General features: G+C 57.5%; 16 protein-coding genes. 13 read left to right on the forward strand and 3 right to left on the reverse strand.

What is annotated here, in order from left to right; translation table 11 throughout:
- Positions 1–152: 152 nt before the first annotated feature.
- The gene (locus KVT38_RS03935; RefSeq protein ID WP_217592383.1) at positions 153–2858 is read left to right on the forward strand and encodes a 3-keto-alpha-glucoside-1,2-lyase-like domain-containing protein; all 2706 of its coding nucleotides are present in this window, start codon (positions 153–155) and stop codon (positions 2856–2858) included.
- A gap of 84 nt (positions 2859–2942) precedes the next feature.
- Here KVT38_RS03935 and KVT38_RS03940 read toward each other — a convergent pair whose 3' ends face one another.
- Positions 2943–5015: a hypothetical protein gene (locus tag KVT38_RS03940; protein ID WP_217592384.1), complete on the reverse strand. Its 2073-nt coding sequence runs from the start codon at positions 5013–5015 to the stop codon at positions 2943–2945.
- A 311-nt stretch (positions 5016–5326) separates the two neighbouring features.
- Positions 5327–6184: a helix-turn-helix transcriptional regulator gene (locus tag KVT38_RS03945; RefSeq protein WP_217592385.1), complete on the reverse strand. Its 858-nt coding sequence runs from the start codon at positions 6182–6184 to the stop codon at positions 5327–5329.
- 194 nt (positions 6185–6378) lie between these two features.
- Between KVT38_RS03945 and KVT38_RS03950 the strand changes: the two genes are divergently transcribed.
- Positions 6379–8280: a beta-L-arabinofuranosidase domain-containing protein gene (locus tag KVT38_RS03950; RefSeq protein WP_217592386.1), complete on the forward strand. Its 1902-nt coding sequence runs from the start codon at positions 6379–6381 to the stop codon at positions 8278–8280.
- A gap of 79 nt (positions 8281–8359) precedes the next feature.
- On the opposite strand, the gene KVT38_RS03955 is transcribed toward KVT38_RS03950, so the two are convergent.
- On the reverse strand, positions 8360–9958 hold the full coding sequence (locus KVT38_RS03955) for a PucR family transcriptional regulator (protein WP_217592387.1): 1599 nt from the start codon (positions 9956–9958) through the stop codon (positions 8360–8362).
- Positions 9959–10309: 351 nt separating this feature from the next.
- Here KVT38_RS03955 and KVT38_RS03960 point away from each other — a divergent pair, with 351 nt between their 5' ends.
- The 11 genes from KVT38_RS03960 to KVT38_RS04010 all read left to right on the forward strand — a co-directional run bounded on the left by KVT38_RS03960 (position 10310) and on the right by KVT38_RS04010 (position 21913).
- The gene (locus tag KVT38_RS03960; RefSeq protein ID WP_217592388.1) at positions 10310–12016 is read left to right on the forward strand and encodes a CocE/NonD family hydrolase; all 1707 of its coding nucleotides are present in this window, start codon (positions 10310–10312) and stop codon (positions 12014–12016) included.
- A gap of 77 nt (positions 12017–12093) precedes the next feature.
- The gene (locus tag KVT38_RS03965) at positions 12094–13479 is read left to right on the forward strand and encodes an amidohydrolase family protein (RefSeq protein ID WP_217592389.1); all 1386 of its coding nucleotides are present in this window, start codon (positions 12094–12096) and stop codon (positions 13477–13479) included.
- Positions 13476–14177 carry an NAD(P)H:quinone oxidoreductase type IV gene (gene wrbA, locus KVT38_RS03970; RefSeq protein WP_217592390.1) on the forward strand — a complete coding sequence of 234 codons (702 nt, stop codon included), beginning with the start codon at positions 13476–13478 and terminating at the stop codon, positions 14175–14177. The genes KVT38_RS03965 and wrbA overlap by 4 nt, the downstream gene beginning before the upstream one ends.
- Before the next feature lie 282 nt (positions 14178–14459).
- Positions 14460–15263 carry an ABC transporter ATP-binding protein gene (locus KVT38_RS03975; RefSeq protein ID WP_254638978.1) on the forward strand — a complete coding sequence of 268 codons (804 nt, stop codon included), beginning with the start codon at positions 14460–14462 and terminating at the stop codon, positions 15261–15263.
- 83 nt (positions 15264–15346) lie between these two features.
- Positions 15347–16249 (forward strand): ABC transporter permease, encoded by a 903-nt coding sequence (locus KVT38_RS03980; protein WP_217592391.1) that lies wholly within the window; start codon positions 15347–15349, stop codon positions 16247–16249.
- 17 nt (positions 16250–16266) lie between these two features.
- Positions 16267–17058 carry a cysteine hydrolase family protein gene (locus KVT38_RS03985; protein WP_254638960.1) on the forward strand — a complete coding sequence of 264 codons (792 nt, stop codon included), beginning with the start codon at positions 16267–16269 and terminating at the stop codon, positions 17056–17058.
- Positions 17055–17498 carry a cupin domain-containing protein gene (locus tag KVT38_RS03990; protein WP_217592392.1) on the forward strand — a complete coding sequence of 148 codons (444 nt, stop codon included), beginning with the start codon at positions 17055–17057 and terminating at the stop codon, positions 17496–17498. The genes KVT38_RS03985 and KVT38_RS03990 overlap by 4 nt, the downstream gene beginning before the upstream one ends.
- 53 nt (positions 17499–17551) lie before the next feature.
- The gene (locus tag KVT38_RS03995; protein WP_217592393.1) at positions 17552–18748 is read left to right on the forward strand and encodes an amidase; all 1197 of its coding nucleotides are present in this window, start codon (positions 17552–17554) and stop codon (positions 18746–18748) included.
- A gap of 113 nt (positions 18749–18861) precedes the next feature.
- Positions 18862–19686 carry a creatininase family protein gene (locus tag KVT38_RS04000; protein WP_217592394.1) on the forward strand — a complete coding sequence of 275 codons (825 nt, stop codon included), beginning with the start codon at positions 18862–18864 and terminating at the stop codon, positions 19684–19686.
- Positions 19683–20570: a fumarylacetoacetate hydrolase family protein gene (locus KVT38_RS04005; RefSeq protein ID WP_217592395.1), complete on the forward strand. Its 888-nt coding sequence runs from the start codon at positions 19683–19685 to the stop codon at positions 20568–20570. Before KVT38_RS04000 ends, KVT38_RS04005 begins: the two co-directional genes overlap by 4 nt.
- A 23-nt stretch (positions 20571–20593) precedes the next feature.
- A complete protein-coding gene (locus tag KVT38_RS04010; protein WP_217592396.1) occupies positions 20594–21913 on the forward strand; it encodes an FAD-binding oxidoreductase in 1320 nt (439 codons plus the stop codon).
- Positions 21914–21966 lie beyond the last annotated feature (53 nt).

The following is a 21966-nucleotide window of genomic DNA, read 5'->3' on the forward strand; positions in this document are numbered from 1 at the left end:
GTCGGCCGCTCTCCTTTGTTCTGCGACAAGGATTATAATCCGTTTGCAGCGATATATTCGATCAAAGGGGGCGGGCCATCGGGAGGCGATTGTTCTCAAAAGAAATGTTAGCGCTTTCTTATGAAGCATAATCATGACCATGGGAGGTATTTATGTCTATCATTTCGAGAAAAACGGTCGGTTTTCTGGTCGTGCTTGTCCTCTGGATCACCGGTGCTTTACCCCAAGTTGCCGCCGCGGACGAGAGCGCGGACGCTGCCCCGGCAGCTTCGGCGCAAGCCGCCGCCGCGCCGGCCACGATTCAAAATTACCCGATGCCCTCCATCTATGCCGCATCCGGCGTATATTCGTTAAAGGCGGACAGCCAGTCGATTCCCGTCATCGGCTACAAGGACGATTACGATTACGCGCAATTTTCTTTTTCCGGCACGGTTACGATCGAAGTAACCGCCAATGTGCCGATTACATCCTTCTCCATCAGTCCGTTGGCCAAAAACATCGAGGGGACGGCCAGCGGGAACAAGCTGACCTTTACGCTGTCCGAATCGACCTATGCGATCGTCAAAATCAATGATTTGAAGAAAAAGCTTGTCATCGCGGCAGATCCTTTGGAGACGGATATTCCGGCGTCTTCGGGCGCCGGCATCTACAATGTCACCCAGGCGCCGTACAATGCGGATAAGACGGGTGCCACGATGGCGTCGGGCGCGATCCAGCGGGCGATCGACGACGCCAATCAAGCCGGCGGCGGCATCGTATTCGTCCCGGCGGGCGTCTACAAGAGCGGCAATCTGACGTTAAAAAGCAATGTGACCTTCTATGTGGCCGGCGGCGCCGTCATCGTCGGGACGGGCAAGGGGGAAGACTACGCGATCGATTTCCGCAAGGATTCGCGCAATGCGGACGGCACGTATTTTATTCGCACCGCCGTAAACTCCAGCAATATTACCGTACGGGGACGGGGCACGATCGACGGCAACGGCATCGCGATGCGGGAGCGGAAAATGCCGGCGCCGAACAAAAACGAAGGCCTCCTGAACAACCTGCTCGTCCCGATCGCAACGACGAATTTTACGTTTGACGGCTTGACCTTGCGGGACGCGGGCTTCTGGTCGTTCATGGTCGTTCGTTCCGATCATGTCACCATTAAAAATCTGAAGGGATTCCAGGATCTGTACAAGATCGAGAATGACGTCATCGATATCAACGAAAGTCAGGACGTGCTCGTGAAGCATGCGATCGCCATCTCGGACGACGACACGTATTCGACGAAGACGTGGCTGCAAACGGGGATGTCCAGCGGATGGCCGGGCGCGCTTGAGCATTTGGAAAACGTCGTCTTTGACGACGCGCTGGCATGGACCCGATGCGCGGCCTTTAAGGTCGGCATGGGCGTAGCCCAGCCCCAGATCGGAGTGACCGTGCGAAATTCGTACGTATATCAGAGCTCCCGGGCGCTGCTGGTCGATCACGGCTACCAATACAACACGCTTCCGCAGGAGGGCTATGCCCAAAACATTACGTTTGAAAATATCGATATCGAACGCGTCGAGATTACGCAGTTCGGGAACTATTGGCTGGGGCTGTCTACGAGCACGTCCGGCGATGTCAGCAACGTCAAGGTGAAAAATATAAATATCCGCCAGCTCGGCGGCGATCCCTCCCGAATTTCCGGGAATGCCACAAAAGGCGGAACGGTAAACGGCGTCACGTTCTCGGATGTATACGTGAAAGGCAAGTTGGCCGAGAGCCTGAGCGACTTGAAGATCAACGTCGGCAGCAATGTGAACGATGTCGTGTTCGCCAATTCCGCGCAGCTGTTCGGCGACAATTTCGAAGACGGAGATACGGCGGGCTGGACGTCCGTGTCGGGCGGCTGGAACGTACCGACGGTCGGCGCGAATAACGTGCTGTCCAGCGGGAGCCAGACCTCCACGTCGCTGATGACCGCCAATGCCGGCGGCTCGTGGGCGGACTATGCGTTCGAAGCCAAGACGCGGATGGGTATGACCGATGCCAATGCGGGCCTTGTTTTCCGGGTGCAGGACGCCAATAACTACTATATGTATCGGATTAATTCGTCCAATCAGAAGCTGGAGCTGCACAAATCCGTCAACGGACAATTGACGCTTGCGGCAAGCGCGCCGTTCACGGCCCGCGAGAAGCAGTGGTATACCGTCAAGGCGGTCGTGCAGGGCAACAAAATTTCCGGTTATGTCGACGGACAATTAAAAATGGAATGGACCAATCCCGTAACGGAATTGACGACAGGGGGGATCGGATTCCGCACAACCTCGGCGGGCGTTCACTTCGACGATGCGAAGGTGTCCCCGATCGTTCGGTTCAGCGACGATTTTGAGGATGGAAATACGGCGGGGTGGACCGCTTCTTCCGGTTCCTGGAGCGTGTCCACGGCCGGCTTGAAGGTGCTGAAGCAGCACAATTGGACGACCGCGATCATGACCGCCGGCGATTCGTGGACGGATTATTCGTATGAAGCCAAAGTAAAAATGCCCGCCGCCGATGCGAATGCCAATGCCGGTCTGTTGTTCAGGGTGCAGGATGCGAACAATTACTATATGTATCGCATCAATTTATCGAACCAGAAGCTGGAGCTGTACAAATCCGTGAACGGGCAGCTGACGCTCGTATCCAGCACGGCCTTCGCTGCACAAACCAACCAATGGTACACGATCAAGGCTTCAGTGAAAGGCAATGCCGTCAAAGGTTATGTGAACGACGCGTTAAAGACGCAGTGGACCAATCCGGTCATGGAACTGACGGCGGGGAAAATCGGATTCCGAACCACCTCGGCGGATGTCGCTTTCGATGACGCACTGGTGCTGTCTCCGTCCTAATATTCGGCTAAAGACTGTAGCAGGGCAAAGACGCCAAAGGGACAAAGCAGGGGGATTTCTCCGCTTTGTCCCTTTTGTTTTCGTTTACCAAGGGAGCTTCATTTTCCAAAAGTTCAGGTTCACCAATCCGTCGAGTACGTTTTCGGAAAACTTTATTTGTAATCTTTCCTGAATCTCTTCCTCATTTTTCGTAATTTCAATCTTAATGCTGTAGGATTGCGTCGGTGTCAGCTGATAATTATAAACATGCTCTACCCGATTGCCGAAACGGGGAAGATAAAATTCGGATTTTAACGATCCATGCAGATAGATGCCTGTTTTCACGCCGCATTCATGAATTTCGTAGTAGATGTACACGCCTTTTCCGATGTCAATAAAACCTTTTCCAAAGAAATCTCCTAAAAAGTCCGATGTGCAGGGATTGACTATATGGTGTTTTGCTAAAAGGTCTTGTGGGTTATCGGTTGAATCGATTGAAGGATCATAGCATTTTAAATTTCTAATCGTGTTTAATGGAATTTGCGTGTTGTTTTTCACTTTTCCGGCAGCGGTTCTTGTAATGGTATAACCGGACAAAATATCATTAGTAAAGCTTCTGACATTCAGCCAAGTGCCTATCCACTTGCCGAACACATCCTTTTGGTTATAAATAACAAAAATCCACATTCCATGCTTTGCGCATTTATCGATAATTTGTTTTAACGATTCCTCATCTAGCACATAATCATCGATGGGAACTGATTGTTGCGGATCGCTTTGCGTATATTCAGTATCGAGAGGAATATCGAAAGGTAACTGGCGGAAATTCCACTTGTTTGAGCGACCGCTGACTAAATCCAGTAAAGAGCCTTTATTTTCCCACGGTACCGTCCGTTTCTCCAATACAATATCGAGTGAGACGTATTTTTCAATGGCTTCAATAAAACCGGCGAAATCATCTGCCTGCACTAGGGTGTTAATATTATCTTTAAACGCGTTATACACATCAAAAAAACATTTTTTGAGCGTGGTCCAAAACGTAGAGAATGCATTGGATAATGCTAATGGAAGGGTTGCTCCATATGAATTGATAATTGAGGGGATATAACCAATTAACACGAATAAGGCTGCATTTTTAGCTTTCTCGATACATCCGTAAATATAATTTTCTACGAGATCCCTTAAACTCGATACGTATTCTAGCTGGATTTCCAGCCTATATGGACTGTTTTTAATAAATAGACACATATTATATTTTTCTAGCTCGGCTAATGCTTTATTTTTTACGTCAGTCAGAACTTTTTCGACATTCTGCTGCAGATCATCGAACTGGATCTGATCCTTTAACGCGTCCAAATCCAATTGGGCTTTTAGACCTTCAGGGATATTAAGCATATCTTGAATATTATCTGGAAGCTGAATGTTTTGAATCAAATCCGGATCGATATTTAAATCTTTCAATGTCTTAGGCAATTCCAGCTCTCGGTTGATCAGGACGGGAAAGAACTCTACTTCTTCCAGTGTAGGCCAGTTCTTTGGCCAATTGATATTGGGAATCTGTTGAGCTGCAAGTTCTTTCATGTTATTTTGAAACGTCTTCCTTGCGCTATCGACAGCTCCCCAAATGCTTCGTTTACTCCTCAAGCTTCGCAGCCGTCTTTCTAAAGCTTTAATCTCGTCATAAAGTTGTTTGATTTGAACGTTAGCAAGGCAATACGGGCTTGTTTCGATATTACTGGGCGTGCAACGAAGTCGAGAAATTTGTCTAATCCGAGACCATTTATCACTTATTTCTTTCTCTATCCGATTAATCTCAGCACTGTTGTCTCCAAGAAGTTTATTGAATTCCTCATTCCATTTCCTTCCTATATCTTTAACGCTCTCGGTTGCGCTTCGAAAGGCTCGTTTTGTACGGTTCATACTAATTTTGAATCCTCGACGATCATAGAAGTCACTGAATCTATTTGAGCCGCATTGAGCGAGCTTAAATTCAGGAACAAAAAACTCCTCACCGATCGGATAAACCCGCTTCGTTTTGGCTGAATCCGGTATTTGAAGCTCGTCAGGGGATCTGAAATCACGGATATAGTTCCGGGCATCATAATTAGCTGGATAATAGTTGTAATAATAAGGATAGCTGTACGGATAGCCACAGTAAAATAAAACTTGATTATTCATGAACGAAATCCTCCATCGTTATTGCATCTGTTTCGCTGCATCAGCATAGGCGGACTTTATTTATTATGGTTATTCAGGAAAAAAAGAAAAGGTGAATGACAGGGGATGAAGTTTGCTGAATCATGATTTTTCTTAGGAAACCGGGAGCGGGAGGGGTGCCAGCAATCCCGAATTGTCGGATGACAAGATCATCTATACAAAGGCGTATTGCCTGAATGCGACGCCATTTTCAAATTGTTCAGCCTCCCGCATGAAGTATTTTCACGTCAAATACTTAATACCGGAAATAGGATTTTTAAAACGCGGTCTTGTCAGCCTTGCCTGAATCGCATCCTGAAGGACTTGGGCGTGGTGCCGACCTGCCTGCCGAAGCAACGTACGAAGTACGGAAACGAGCCGAAGCCGGTCTCTTCGGCGATGCGGCCGACGGATTCGTTTGTATCGATGAGCAGCCGCTTGGCCTGTTCGACGCGATAACGGGTCAAGTACTGGAGCGGCGTATAGCCAAAGGCGCGCTTCATGCAGAGGGACACATAGTTGGCATGGAAATGAAGCGTCTCCGACATCGCTTTGTAGGAGAGCGTATCCCGGTAATGCCGGCGCAAATAAGCCGCGGCTTCCTCGGCGATCGCCAAGTAAGAATCGCGCTCGGGCAGCGTTGCGTCCGCTTGGAGGCGCAGCAGCAGCTCCTGGAAGACGAGCTGCTGGCGCCATTGCGAGGACGAACCGGTGTCCGCCTGCAAGGCCAACAGCTGGCGCAGCCAGTCGTATGCGGCGTCCGGCGACGACAGCTTCCCGGATCGCGGCAAATAAAATGCGAAGCGATGGATCTCGTGAAGCGCGTCGTCCGGGCGAAGCTCGGCGGCATCCGGCGCCCCTTCCGTCTCGTGCCAGCTGCCAAGCGTCTGGAAGTGGACCCAGTAAAAATGCGTTTCCTCCCGGCAAGGCGCCGTCGACCGATGCGCGCGGTCCGGCCGGAGAAGGGCGAACGAGCCTGCGGGAATCTCGAGCGGGATCGACTCCTCGGCCATGTAGAGACAGCCGCGCGTCACGATCAGCAGATCGAAGACGCCGATGCTAGAGCGATCGGAATGCTGTTCGGAGACCGGATACAGAGCTTCCCCGCAGTAGATGAAGTGCGGCAAGGGCGGAGAGATGAATTGGAACATTGGTATCCTCCAGTGACGATGGTGTGAGCCTTTTATTTTGCCTATTTTACAGTATAAAGGATTGGATCGGGCAAGTCTTCAAGGGGACGATATGAGGTTGCGATCGGACAATCATTGTGTGCGTTAGGCTATCGGCGAACCTGGCGTCCGCATGCTATATTCGTACATATTCCGAATATGCGAGGTGCGAGAAGATGACGACAATCGCAACAAACCACACGGCATTCGAAGCGTTGCCGCTCGGCGCGATCAAGCCCCGTGAGTGGCTGCACGATCAATTGCGCATTCAAGCGGACGGCCTCACCGGGCATCTCGACGAGCATTGGGCGGACGTCGGCGACGACAACGGCTGGCTCGGGGGCAAGGGAGAGAGCTGGGAACGGGGACCGTATTATGTGGACGGGCTGCTCCCGCTGGCTTACCTGCTCGAGGACGAGCGGCTGATCGCCAAGGCGCAGCGCTGGATCGAATGGTCGCTCGCCAGTCAGCGCGAGGACGGCTCGTTCGGCCCGTACATGAAGGAGATGGTTAGCGGCGTAGACAAAAATCACGACTGGTGGCCTTTTATGATCATGCTCAAGGTGATGACGCAACACGCGGAAGCCACCGGGGATCAGCGGGTCGTCCCGTTTATGACGTCGTTTTTCCGTTACGTGCGGCAGACGATCGAAGGTCGGCCGTTGCTCGAGTGGGCGGAGGCTCGCGGCATGGAGATGCTGCTCAGCATCCAGTGGCTCCATCGGAGAACGCAGGACGCCTCTTTGCTGGAGCTGGCCGAGATCGTAGCCGGGCAGACGACGGGCTGGACCGAGGTATTCCACGACTTCCCGTTCTGGCGCAAGGTCGAGCAGTGGGACCTGAAGACCCATGTCGTTAACGTCGCGATGGGCATCAAGGCGCCGGGCGCGCGCTACGAGCTTACGGGAGACGTGAAGGAAAAAGAGGCCGTGCATCGCGGCATCGACAGCCTGATGACGTACCACGGACAAGCCCACGGCATGTTCTCGGGCGACGAATGGCTGTCCGGCACGCATCCGAGCCAGGGCGTCGAGCTGTGCGCCGTCGTGGAGTATATGTTCTCCATGGCGCAGCTCACGCGCGTGTTCGGGGAAGGCCGGTTCGGCGACATTTTGGAAAAGGTGGCGTTTAACGCCTTGCCTGCGGCGATCTCCGGAGACTGGACGTCCCACCAGTACGATCAGCAGGTGAACCAGATGATGTGCAACGTCGCGCCGCGCGCCTGGTGCAATGGCGCGGATGCGAACGTGTTCGGCCTGGAGCCGCACTTCGGCTGCTGTACGGCGAATATGCACCAAGGGTGGCCGAAACTTGTCTCGCACCTGTGGATGACGGACCGCGCTGGCGGGCTGGCGGCGGTGTCCTATGCGCCTTGCGCGGTGAAGGCGGAGGTTGGACAGGGAGAGGAGCGAGGTACGGCCCTGGAGCTTGAGGTTTCCGGCGGCTACCCGTTCCGCGAATCGGTCGCGATCTCGCTGAAGCTGAGCCGTTCGGCTGCGTTTGGGATTTCGCTTCGTATTCCGGCGTGGTGCGCGAACCCGACGCTTATGGTGAACGGCGAAGAAATCGGCCTCGAGGTCAAAGACGGCTACGCCAAGATATCGCGCCGTTGGGAGAGCGGCGACCGATTGACGCTGAATTTGCCGATGACGGTAAAGACGACGACTCGCAATCTGTACGCGGCAAACGTCGAAAGGGGGCCGCTCGTCTACGCGCTGCCGATCCAGGAGAACTGGCAGCTGCTCGCGAAGCGGGAGAAGTTCCACGATTGGGAGATTTATCCCGGTTCTCCGTGGAAGTACGGCTTGTTGTACGGCGGCGAGTTCGCGGTCGAGCTGTCCGAGATCCCGTATCAACCGTTCTTGGCCGGCGCGTCGCCCGTTCGCCTGAAGACGCAAGGACAGCTGATCCGCGATTGGCGGATGGAGGGCAACAGCGCGGGCACGCCTCCGCTCCACCCGAACGTGGACGGTCAGCCGATCGCGGATCTCGAGCTCGTGCCGTACGGCGGCGCCAAGCTCAGAATCGGGGAATTTCCCGTGATCGGCCATCCGCTGGAGGCAAGGCGCCATAAGTGAGACAAACGCCGCGGCGGATGGGGCGGCCATCGGTTGGTAGCGCCACTGCCGCCCCTCCGTTTTCCGGAAAGCCTCGATGTCACACGGTCCGTTGATTCAGCATGTGCTTAAATAGAAGAACGAGCTTCAGCTTCAGCAGATTGGCATGCGATTTGAAGTCGACCTGAAGCAGCTCGCCGATCTTATCGAGACGGTACGCGGCCGTATTGCGGTGAATAAAGAGCTGCTTCGCCGTCTCGTTAATCTGGCCGTTGTTCTCGATATAAAGCTCGAGCGTGCGAAGCAAATCCTGCGCGGAGTCCGGCGCCTTGTCAATGATCGGTGACAGCGTCATGTCGAGGAAGCGGCGCATCTTCTCCTCGGGAACCGATTGGAAAATGTAGGCCATCTCGACCGTTTCATATTCCGTCACTAATGATTCCATGCCGAGCTTCTCGGCTGTATCCCTGGCGTCCGCGCATTCGCGGTACGCCTGTTCGAGCTGCTCCGGCTTATGCTTCGTATAGCTGAGAGAGATTCGCAGGCTTCCGCCCGTATCGGAGGCGAAGTCGGAGAAAATGCGGGTGAGCAGCGGGGCCGCTTTTCCTCTGGCGACGGCGGAAGGGCCGGTCGGCAGGATCGACAAGATCGAATCGCCGACTTGGAAGTGAAGATTGCTAGACTCCTTGAGCAAAGGATTGTATTGAAGCTCCTGGCGAATCATCCGCAGCAGCCGTTCCTTTTTCGTCTCGCTTATGGCGGTGACATGGAATAACGCGCATCGGTAAGATCCGCTGCCGAACGGGATGCCGAGTCTCGCGGCGCATTCCAAAAGCGTATCGACCGAGATGTTGTGCTTCAAGTAATTGTGGAGCAGCGATACGAACTCGTTTTGCGTCGATTGCTCCAGATAATGCCGCTCGACGGCGTTCAGGTGGTGGGAGATCATCTCCGCGGCTTGATGGTACAAGCCTTCTTCCTCTTTAGGAGGCAAGGCCCGGGAGAGCTGGAAGACGACGCTGCCGATAATATCCTGGCCTGCGACCGCGCTTTTTAGCGGCAGCCGCAAAATGTGCGCATTCGCCGTCCGGAGCCACTGGGCAATCGGCTTCTGCGGCTGCTTCAGGATCGGATCCAGATCTGCGGGGTTCAAGCTGCAATGGAGAACTTGCCCGCGAAGGCCGACGATCGCCATCGGTACGCCGAGGATGGCGTCGATCGTTCGGAGCATGTCGCTCGTAGGTCCGGGCGCCAGCGCGAAGCGCATCAACTCCTTTTGCTTGTCGAGCACGCCGTGCAGAAGCTTGGTGCTGCGTTGCAGCTCGGCGTTGAACAGTCCTTTCATCTGATCGGAGAAGGTGAAGGGGAACGGAAGCTCGATCAGCGGGAATCCAAGCCTGTCGGCTTCCGCCAGCATATCGTCGGGGACTTGCGCCCAGAACCTCCCGAGTTTGATGCCGATTCCGGCGGCACCCTTCTGAGCCAGCTTGCGGAGCAATTGTACCCCGTCGGAAGGCGCGTCCTTCATCAGATAGGCGGTCGTGAACAGAATATCGCCTTCGCGAACCCAATCGGTAATATCCGGAGCGTCCATCACGTTGACGGACTTGACGATCCGATTGACCCCATCTTGCCCGGCCGTAAGTTTACCCTCGGATAGGGGATAAATTTTGAGCGCGTCTTCCACGGTGAGATACATGGCCGAATCCCTCCTCGATCGCAATTCCCGATATTTTCCTTTGCCAACGGCAACTTAGGCGAGTTAGGCGAGCTGAAAAAAAGAAGCTTTTTCACGGACCCGGCGGAAGAGCTGGGGTTTGTTGTTTGGAAGGAAAGAGCAGACGATCGATAATGTGTCCGGATGTAATATTACATCACACAAAAGCCAACGCCTTTGATTTTTACTCATTTTAGGCTATAAGCATTTACAAATCAATAGGTGATTTATTGTGTATGCGTACAATCCGCCCCTCGTGACACTTTTATGGATCGAATAAATGTTATATATACTTACATAAAAGCGAGCTTCTAAAAAAAGGAGGGGGTTGCCGTGGAATTTGCGAACGTGACGATTCAACGGAAAGTCCCCTGCATGCTGCGCGACGGCGTGACGCTATATGCCGACATCTACAGGCCGTCCGATGCCAACCCATATCCTGTCTTGCTCATGCGGCAGCCCTACGGAAGAATGATCGCTTCGACGGTCAGCCATGCCCACCCGGTTTGGTACGCGTCGCGAGGATATATGGTCGTCGTACAGGACGTGCGCGGCCGAGGAGACTCGGAGGGCGAATTCGTGCCGTTCGCGCACGAAGCCCAAGACGGCTATGACACAGTCGAATGGGCGGCTGCGCTGCCCGGATCGAACGGCCGCGTCGGCATGTACGGATTTTCCTATCAAGGAGCGACCCAGTGGGCTGCGGCGTCCTTGCATCCCGAGCGCTTGGTTGCGATCGCGCCCAGCATGACGGCTGCCGACCTGTACAGCGGCTGGATGTATCCGTACGGCAGCTTCGATGTGAATAACTGTCTGCCTTGGGCATACCAGCTGGCTCGCGACACAGCCCGCCGGGCCGGGGATACGGAAGCCGAAGCCGCCTGTACCCGCATCATGGCGGAGTCCGGATCGATTCTGCGGCAGCTCCCTTATTCGGAGGGGCACCCGCTTCTGGAACGATACATGCCTGCCTACTTCGATTGGGCGCGACATCCGGAGTATGACGACTACTGGGAACGGTTCAATTGGTTGGAGCCGTTTTGCAAGCAACCGATTCCGGCCCTGCATATCGGAGGCTGGTACGACTTTCTGCTTCACGGAACCATCCGATCCTATACCGCGCTGCAAGACGCGTACTCTCCGTCGTTATTTCACCGCTTGGAGATCGGGCCGTGGATGCACATCCCGTGGGGGCGCAGGGCGGGCGGGTACGATCACGGACCTGAAGCGGACGGCGGGATGCATCTGCTTCAGGTGCGTTGGTTCGATTACTGGTTGAAAGACGATCGGGACAACGACTTGTTCGAAGAACCGCCTGTCCGGTATTTCGAGCCGATGACAAGGAGCTGGGTGCGAAAGGAACGCTATGAATCCCCCTTGCAAGAGGGAGACGTTAGATGCCTTTATTTATCGGGCTCGGAAACGCCGGCGAACGGAGCGCTTGGCGGAGGCCGGCTCGTGGAACGGAGCGAATCGATCCAGGCCGAGTCTGCGCCTGACGTGTTCGTCTACGATGCAAGACTGCCGATGCCGTTATCCCAGACTGTCCCTACGGATGTTAGCGGCCGCCAGGATCGCTACGAGATTCTCGTATACACAAGCGCGCCGCTGGCCGAAGAGCTTCAATTGTTCGGCTCTGCGAAGCTGAGCGTGCGATGCCAGGTGATGGATGGGCCGACCGACCTGGTCGCTTCGCTGTCGTTGCTGCTCCCGGGAGGCGAAGCGAGATTCCTGTCCGCGGGGCGCACGGAAATCGGAGTGGCCACCCGGAACGAGGGCGGAGTCTGCGGCTGGGAGACGGCCGAGATCGAGCTAAGGCCATTCGCGATCCGTTGTCCGGCCGGCGCTTCGATTCGGCTGGAGCTGACGGGCAGCGGATTCCCGCTGCTGCTGCGTCATCCGAACGGACGATCGATCGCAGAAGCGGTATTGGCCGGCGCAGGCGATCTTCGTATCGCGGCGGTCGCGGTCGACAGCAAGCCGGACTGCGCCTCCGTGCTGGAGCTGCCGATCGTTCGCGGAACGAGCGGGAGCGGTTGAACCGACAAACGAATCGTTCTCATACCCGTGAGCGGGCCAGGATGAATGCTGAATATTCGACAGGAGCGTGACCGTCAATGGGATCCGTTTTGAAAATCGTAAACGTGTCGCTGCCGCTTCGCGACGAATCGCGGTTGTATACCTTGATCGCGGCCGACGGCCGATGGACGGCGGTCGAACCGCAAGCTAGCGACAGCTTGCCGCCGGAGCGGGAAGCGGATCGCCGGGTGCCGATCGACGCTTGGGATGGTTCCGCGGCCGGGCCCGGGCAGGCGATCTGCCTCGATGCGGAAGGCAGAGCGGCATTGCCGGCGATGGCCGATGCCCACATGCATCTCGACAAGGCGTTCTCTCTTCCGAAGGTGGGCAACGCAACCGGTACGCTGGAAGAGGCGATCGCGAATTACGCGTCCGCCGTTCCGGCGTTTTCCAAGGAAGAATTGAAGGCGAGAATGATGCGATCGGCGCTGCAGGCGATCTCGTGCGGCACGACGGCGATCCGCACCCATCTGGATTTTCACGTCCGCCACGGAAGGGAAGTGGCGCTGCGCACGATCGAAGCGGCTCTCGAGGTGAAGGAGGCGCTCGCGCCGTACGTCTCCATTCAGACGTTTCCGATGCTGCCTTGCTACGACTTGAACGATGAAGCGCTCGCCCTCGGCGAGGAGGCGTTAAGGATGGGGGTGACCGGCGTCGGGGGCGCCCCGCACATCTCGGCTTCGCCGGAGCCGGACATCGACAAGCTGTTCGAGCTTGCGGGCAGGCATGGATGTCCCGTCGACCTGCATTCGGACGAGAGCGACGATCCGAACGTCCGTACGGCCGCATACATCGCAGGCAAAACGATCGAATACGGCTGGGAGGGAAAGGTGGCGGTCGGCCATCTGTGTTCGCTCGCGGCCATGACGGACGATGAAGCGGCCGATGTCATCGCGCGTCTCGCGGAGGCGCGCGTCGGCGCGGTGACACTGCCGGGGGCGAATTTGTATTTGCAGGGAAGGCGAGATCGCTTCCCTGTCCGCAGAGGCGTGACCCGCGTCCGCGAACTGCTCGCAGCCGGCGTGCCGCTTGCCGCCGCGTCGGACAACATCCATGATCCGTTCCACCCGTTCGGCAAGGGGGATCTGCTGCAGATCGGCTTGATTACGGCTTACGCCGCGCACATGGGCAGCCCTGCGGATATCCGCGAGGTGCTGCGGATGATCGCCGAACGTCCGAATGCCGTGATGGGGTTGACCGGACGCGGCATCGAGCCCGGCAACGACGCCGACCTCGTTCTGTTCGACGCATCGACGCCGGAGGAGTTGTTGACGATGGTGCCTGAGCGGCGCTGGGTATGGCAGAAGGGCGCCTGTATAAAGGTCGCCGGGAGCCGGCCGTCGTGGCAGTCCGGGGCTTTGGCGCAATGGTGGGATGACGCGAGCGAGAGGATATCGATCGGTGGAAGGCGCGTGCGCGTATGACCAAAGTGCTCGTCATTTATTGCAGCGCCTACGGGCACGTATTCGATTTGGTTAAAGCGGCGGCGGATGGCGCGGCTGCGAACGGCTGCGAGGTTAGACTGCGTCGAATTCCGGAGCTTGAAGCCGAGCGGAATCGTACGCCCTATCAGGATAAGTTCAAGAAAAAGGAGGCCGAATCCGGCTTAGCCGTTCATTTCAATACCGTCGGACGGTTCGAGAAGTACGAGCGCGCGCTCGAGCTGCAGAAAGACATTCCGTTCGCGAATAACGACGATCTGCGCTGGGCGGACGGCATCGTCTGGGGGTTCCCGACCTATTACGGATTCATGCCGGCCCAAGTCAAGCTGTTCCTTGAATTCGCCTCCGACTTATGCGCGGATGGCAGCCTTGAGGGCAAGCCCGCTGGCTTGATCACGAGCTCGGGCTCGATCCATACGGGTCAAGAAGCGACGCTGCTCACGTCGATGGTTCCGCTTTTCCACTTCGGCATGATCATGGTCGGCTTGCCGTATTCGAAAAATCCCGAGTATTTGACCGCGGATGCGATCGGCGGTTCGCCTTACGGCGCTTCGACGATCGCAGGACCGGACAGCTCCCGCGTGCCGGACGAGAGAGAGCTCAAGATGGCCGGGAGACTCGGAAAACGGGTGGCCGCCGTCGCCTCAGCGCTCCGTCAATCCGGATTTCTCGATCAATAAAATCGGCATGTGCTTCATGTGGGGCGGGCGGCCGGCCGTAAATGTGAGATAACATTCCATATCTTGTTTTTGTCATCGTAACGAAGACCAATAAGACAGCCTTCTCATTGTAAGCATGCACACAATTGCTAGTTGTTCGTTGAGTTTTCAGAAAATTGCGTTATATAATGTGACACAAATAGCTGCGCGTTAAAACGAGTCCTTGCAGTGATTCGCCCGCGACGGCGAATGCGAATAAGCCCAAGCCATCTACCTTTGGGAGGGAATGCGATGAATTCAACGATGTTGGCAGGTTCAAGCCCGGGTATGCCGGCCCCGAGCGGCGAACCATCCGGAATCCTCGTCGGTATGCAAAATATCGGCAAGACTTATCCGAACGGTACGATTGCGGTACAAAACGTTAACTTGCTGGCAGGGGAGCGCGAATTCCTGTGCTTCGTCGGTCCTTCGGGCTGCGGCAAGTCCACGATTTTTAACATGATCGCCGGGTTGACCGATCATACGTCGGGCGAGCTGGCGGTGCTTGGAACGACGCCGAAGGATGCCCGCAAGCAGAACGAGATTGCGTTCGTCTTCCAGGAGCATACGCTGCTGCCCTGGTCGAAGCTGATCGATAATGTCACGATGCCGCTCACGCTCCGGGGGGTGTCCAAGAAGGAACGTATACAAGAGGGCGAGCGGGTGCTCGAGCTCGTCGGATTGAAGGATTACATGAAGGTTCTGCCCCGGCAACTGTCCGGCGGCATGAAAATGAGGGTGTCCATCGCAAGGGCGCTCATCTCCAGGCCGAAGCTGCTGCTGATGGATGAACCGTTCGGCGCGCTGGACGAGATTACCCGCCAAACCCTTCAGGACGAGTTGCTGAACATATGGTGCAGCGATCGGAAGATGACGGTGCTGTTCATTACCCACAACGTGTTCGAAGCCGTGTACCTATCGACTCGGGTTGTCGTGATGACGCCGAGGCCGGGGAAGGTGGCGGACATCGTCGACATCGAAGCGCCGTTCCCGAGAACGGACGACTTTCGGTCGTCGCCGGAGTTTGGCGGTTACGTCCACGCCGTTAACGAGTCGCTTAAGCACTAGCGGCAAACGGGGCATGGGGTCCGTTCAAGCCGATTGAACAGACGCAGCATTGCCATAATGACATGGCGAAAGGGGATTTCCGAATGGAAAAGTTGGTTGTCAGCGTGAACGGAATTCCGGAGCAAGGGGGCGTCGAAGCGACTTCCGTGCAGAAGCTTGAACCGGCACCGCAAAAACGGAAAGCCGGCGCCTCGTCCGGCTCGCCGCTTCGTAAATTCGCGACTCATATCGCGCCTCCGCTAATCGTGCTCATCTTGTTTCTCGGCTTTTGGGAGCTTGCGATCCGCCTGGCCGACGTGAAGCCCTACTTATTCCCGAAGCCGTCGGATATCGTGAAGGCCGCGGCCGAAAACGGGCATAACCTCCTCGTCTCCGTCCGGACGACGATTGTCGAGGCCGTGCTCGGCTTCGCGTTCAGCGTCATCCTTGGCGTCGCGTTCGCGATCGTGCTTGCGCTGTCCAAGACGGTGGAGCGAAGCGTGTATCCTTACGCGATCATTCTCCAGACGATACCGATCGTCGCCGTCGCACCGATCATCGTCATCTGGTTCGGCGCCGGGATGAACGCCATCGTCATGATCGCCTTTCTCATCGCCTTTTTCCCGATATTGTCCAACACGCTCATCGGCCTCAATTCTACGGAAGCGAACATGAAAAACTTGTTCTACTTGTACAACGCGACCAAGTGGCAGACGATCTGGAAGCTTCGCATCCCCGCCGCGCTGCCGTACATTCTCGCCGGGATGAAAATCTCCTGCTCGCTGTCGGTCGTCGGCGCCATCGTCGGCGAATACATCGCGGGAATCGGCGGCCTGCAGGGCGGTCTTGGCTATGCGATAACGGTCGCTTCGACCCGGCTGCAAACCGCTTACTTGTTCGCCTGCGGACTGAGCGCGGCGGTGATGGGAATCGTCTTCTTCCTGTTGATTAACGCATTGTCCAACCGGCTGCTTCGCTCCTGGCACGATTCCGCCATTAACGGTTGACGCGAGGTGACATAGCCATGATGCGAAAGTTGGGTCACAAACAGAACAGCTGGCACGTCTCGCAGGATCTGGCCGACCTTCGGCGAGAGACGTTTAAGCCCGTTGTCGTCGAGTTCGATGCAAAGCCGCAGCGTCTTCGGCTCGATCTGGGCAGATGCGCGATCGTCGTCGTCGACATGCAGAACGACTTCTGCTCTCCGGGCGGCTGGCTCGCTTCGATCGGCGTCGATACGGCGCCGCTGCTCGCGCCGGTCCGGCCGCTGAACCGGCTTCTGCCCGCTCTTCGATCCGCCGGCGTTCCCGTCATTTGGCTGAATTGGGGCAACCGGGACGATCGCTTGAATCTGAGTCCTTCCGTGCTTCACGTTTACGATCCGAGCGGCGAAGGCCGAGGCCTAGGCAGTCCGCTGCCGGCCAACGGTTCTCGCGTGCTGGAGAAGGGAAGCTGGGGGGCGGCCGTTGTCGACGGTCTGATCCTCGAATCGGAAGATATCTTCGTGGACAAATATCGGATGAGCGGGCTGTGGGATACGCCGCTCGACAGCATTCTTCGCAATCTCGGCGTCACGACGCTGCTGTTCGCAGGGGTGAACTTGGACCAATGCGTCATGCACACGCTGCAGGATGCCATCTGCCTGGGCTATGACGCGGTTCTGCTGGCGGACTGCTGCGCGACCAGCTCGCCGCCGTTCTGCGCGGAGGCAACCTATTACAATATCAAGCAATGCTACGGCTTCGTCGCCGGCTCCGACGCGTTACTCGGAGCGATGGGCGCCGCCCTCGGCATGGCGGAGGAGAGATTGCGATGAACGAACTGGTGCTTGGCCGCTTCGAGCAATGTCCGGTGCGAAAAATATCGGCTAAGGATACGAACAAATTTGTCCTTCTCTGCGACGGCACGCAGGCGCCGTTCGTGTCGGTCGTCGAGATCTTCGATAAGGACGGACAGACGCCGCCGAACGAGCATGCGGAAGCGCACGAATACTTCTATGTGTTGTCGGGAGAAGGCGTCGCCGTCGTCGGCGACAAGGAGGCGGCGATCGGGACCGGATCGTTTTTTGTTGTCCCACCCGGCAACAACCATCAAGTGCGCAACACCGGCTCGGGCCGTCTATACGTGCTGACGACCATGGTGCCGGACGAGGGATTTTCCGATCTGATCAAGTCCGGCCCCGAAGCCATGCTCGACGAGGATGACCTGCGCGTTCTGAACGGCGCACGCGGGACTGCGCAGCAGAAGCTGGGCTGATGCCGCTCCCGGCCGCATTCGACGGATCGATAGAGAGAAACGGAGGAGAACCGATGCCGAGCGGCTGGAACGCTTATATCAAAGAAGCGCTGACGGTGGAGCCGACCGGCGCCGGCTTGCTCGACAAGCTGACCTTCGCCGTCAAAGACGTATTCGAGATCGCCGGACACGCGAGTTCCGCGGGCAATCCGGATTGGCTGGACAGCCACGAGCCGGCCCGGAAGCATGCGGCAGCGGTGGAGCGCCTGCTGCGCCATGGCGCTCGCGTCAAAGGGGCGGCCGTCACGGACGAGCTCATGTTCAGCTTGAACGGAGAGAACCGCCATTACGGAACGCCGATCAACCCGCGCGCACCCGGATGCATTCCCGGAGGCTCTTCGAGCGGCTCGGCCGTCGCGGCCGCCGCCGGACTCGCCGACTTCGGGCTCGGCACCGATACCGGCGGCTCTGTTCGCGTTCCGTCCGCCTATTGCGGGCTGTACGGCATTCGCCCGACTCATGGGCTCGTTCCGGTCGACGGCGTCATCCCGTTGGCTTCTAGCTTCGACACGGTCGGCTGGATGGCTAGAGACGCCCGGACGCTTCGGCTCGTCGGGGAGGCGCTGATCGGCGACTTCGTTAAGGATGGAGGCGAATTCCGCCGTCTCCTCGTAGCGGACGACGCCTGGGGGATCGCCGATGACGGCTGCAGACAGGCGCTGCGGACTCCACTAGACGCATTGATGCGGAAAATGGAAGCCAAGACGGTCTCCTTGACCCCGACGGGACTGGCAGACTGGGCGGCCACCTTCCGAACGCTTCAAGGCTTCGAGATCTGGGCGGCGCATGGCGAATGGATCGAGCGTCGCAAGCCTCGATTCGGCCGGGACATCGCCGATCGGTTCGCTTGGGCGAGCAAGCTTCGACAGGAAGATTACGATGCAGCCTTGCCCAAACGGCAATGGGCACGGGAGCGGCTCGTCTCGTTGCTTGGCGATGACGGGCTGCTCGTCGTTCCGACCGTGCCGGGTGCGGCTCCGCGCATCGGACTGCCGGACGAAGAAGTCGAGCGGACGCGAACGAAAGTGATGCAGCTGTCCTGCATTGCCGGCCTCGGCGGGCTGCCTCAAGTAACGATTCCGCTTGACGGCCCGGGCGGTTTGTGCGTCGGACTGTCGTTCATCGCCGGACCGCAGCGGGATAGACGCCTGCTTCGCTGGGTAAGCGAGGAGTCCGCGCTATCGGTTCAAGGCCGAGCGGCGACCGGCTGAACGAAGCGTTAGGGCTGGCGGAATGACGAAACGGCGGCATACAGACGAAGCTCGAAGCCGGATCGCACGGCAGCGACTTGAGAGAAACTCTCCCCGAGGAAAGGAACGTGCCTATGTTTGCCCGATATGAAGGGGTCGCTTGGGAAGAGCGGTTCCTGCCCCGGCTGACCAGCAGACAAATACGCGAAATGCCCAAGGCGGACGCCCTTGTTATTTTGCCGATCGGCGCCGTCGAGCAGCACGGCCCCCATCTTCCCGTCATGACGGATGCGCTGATCGGGGAAGCGACGCTCACGCTCGCGCTCGAACGCCTCCCGGCCGACGCGCCGGTGTGGCTGCTCCCGCCGATCGCCTACGGCAAGAGCAACGAGCACCTGGGCCTGCCGGGAACCGTGTCCATCTCCGCGGCGACGCTGCAGGGACTCGTGACGGATATCGCGGCAAGCCTGAAGCTGAGCGGCTTCGGCAAGCTGCTGCTGTTCAATACGCACGGCGGCAATGTCGACCTGCTGAATGTCGTCTCCCGCGAGATCCGGATCGCCCATGACATGACGGTGTTCTATTTGTCTCCTTCCAGCCTGGGGGCGGCGGATGGCGTGATCGATCCGCATGAGCTGGAATACGGCATCCACGGCGGCGACTACGAGACTTCGATCGTCATGGCGATCAAGCCGCAGTGGGTGCAGGGTCAATGGCTCGCATCGGAGCTGCCGAATATCGGCGACAAGCGGTTCCTTACGCTCGAAGGCGGCATTCGATTCGCTTGGCGGATGGCCGATATCTCGGAGAGCGGCATCTGCGGAGACGCCACGAAGGCGACCGCGGCCAAGGGAGAGATCATCCAAGAGCGGGTGGCCGACATCTTGGCGGAAGCGTTCGCGGAGCTGTGCGCATTCGATGTGGCCGACGTACGCGGCGCTTCGAAGGTCTCGCCATGAAGCTGACTTCGATCCGAACGGCCGGCAGGGAGGAAGCCGTTGTCCGAACGGCGTACGGTCTCGTTCCCGTTCGCCTGCTCAACGAAGCGGCGGGGACCGAGTGGGGCGACACCGTACAGCATCTGCTCGATAGCGAACAGCTTGCCCGATTGAACGGCTGGCTGCAGGATAAAGGCGCTGCTGTACTCTCGACCCTCGAAGCGATCCCGCTTGAGAGGGCAGAATACGCGCCGCTCTATCGGCGCCCGCGGAAAATATGGGGGATCGGCGCGAACTACCGGGATAAAGCCGCGGACATGAGCGTCGTTCCGCCGGATGCGGAGCCAATCTGCTTCTTGAAGCCGGACACGAGTCTGATTGGTCCCGGGGACGCCATCGTGCTGCCTTCGGAGGATGGCCGCTATACCGCAGAGGCGGAGCTTGGCATCGTCATCGGGCGGACGTGCAAAGATGTCCCGGAGGAAAAGGCGCTTGACGTTGTCGCAGGCTTCGCCGCGACGCTCGACATGACGGCGCAGCATATTCACGCGCGCAATCCGCGTTTTCTCGGCCGGTCCAAAAGCTTCGATACCTTCTTCAGCATCGGCCCTGAGCTGATCACGCCGGAGGAGATCGATGATCTCGCTTCGCTCCGGGTGGAGACGGCGTTGAACGGCCGCGTGATGCATCGCGCTTCGGTAGCCGAAATGATCTATACGATTCCTTTCATCATTTCTTATTTTTCCCGCATCATGACGCTGCTCCCCGGCGACATCATTATGACCGGAACGCCGGGCTCGGTCGAGATTGCCAGCGGGGTTACCGCAGAATGCCGGATCTCCGGCTTCGCTTCGCTGACGAATCCCGTTCGGCAGGCAGGCGAGCTCGAGCAGCCCGCGTTGTAATCGAATGGAGGAGGAGGAAGATCATGACCCACGCATGGAAACTAGAAGCGGAAACCGGTCTAGACGGCATCCCGGTGTATACGGACGAAGCGACCGTCGAGAAGCTGTCGAAGGACTTTTATTGGTACTCGCCGGTGCTGGAGCGGAAGCTTAAATCGAAGAAAGCGGAAGCTGTTTTCGCGCCTAAGAACGAAGACGAAGTGAAAGCGGCGCTCGCCTTCGCCTACCGACATCGGATACCGGTGACGGTTCGCGGCGCAGGAACGGGCAATTACGGCCAGGCGATTCCGCTTGAAGGCGGCATCGTCATGGATCTGAGCGGTCTTGACCGCATACTCGAGATCGGGCCGGGTTATGCACGGGTGCAATGCGGCGTTAAGCTGGGCGTCTTGGAAAAGCGGGCGCGCGAGGAAGGGCAGGAGCTGCGCATCTACCCCAGCACGTACGCCAAGGCGACAGTCGGCGGCTTCGTATGCGGCGGCTCCGGCGGCGTCGGTTCGATCGCGTGGGGCAATCTGTGGGACGGCAATGTGCGGAGCGCCGTCGTCTACACGATGGAACAGCATCCGCGACGATTGGAGATCGAAGGCCCCGAACTGTTCGACTATATCCACAACTACGGGACGACGGGCATTTTAACCGAAATTGTACTTCCGCTCGCCGCGAGAAGAGATTGGATGCAGACGGTCGCGGCGTTCGACGACTTCGAATCGGCCGTTCAATTCGGGGAGGCGCTCTCCCGCGACGGCAGCGTACCGAAGCGCCTTGTGACGCCGATCGAGTGGCCGCTGCCGTCGTTCTTCAAGCCGCTGGCCAAGGCGCTGCATCCGAACAAGTCCGTCGTCTTTGCGGAGACGGACGGAGGCTCGCTATCGCAGCTCGAAAGGCTGGCCGACGAGTACGGCGGAGCCATCTGTCACGTCATCTCCCCGGAAATGTACCGCAAGACGATCGGGCTGTCCGATTTTACCTGGAACCATACGACGCTCTGGGCGCTGAAAGCGGACTCCGCGTATACGTATTTGCAGGCCGGCTTCGCTCCCGATCGCTATATAGAGCAGCTTCGCGAGCTGAAAGAGAGGTTCGGGGACGAGCTTCTCATGCACTTCGAATGGGTGCTTGACGGCGGACGGCTGCTGCCCAACGCGCTGCCGGTCGTCAAGTTTACGACGGAGGAACGTTTGTACGAGATCATCGATACTTGCCGATCGATCGGAGTCGAAATCTACGATCCGCACACCTGGCTGCTGAATAACGGCGGGCGCGGCGCCGTTCCGGGCATGCGCCGGCGGAAGGATGCGAACGATCCGCTCGGTCTGCTCAATCCGGGCAAAATCGGTTGACGGCGGAATAGCGTAGAGAAAGAGCTGCAGGACGGACGAAAATCAGGAAATTT

This window comes from Cohnella sp. GbtcB17 (genome assembly GCF_019091135.1).
In the GTDB taxonomy this organism is placed as follows: domain Bacteria; phylum Bacillota; class Bacilli; order Paenibacillales; family Paenibacillaceae; genus Cohnella.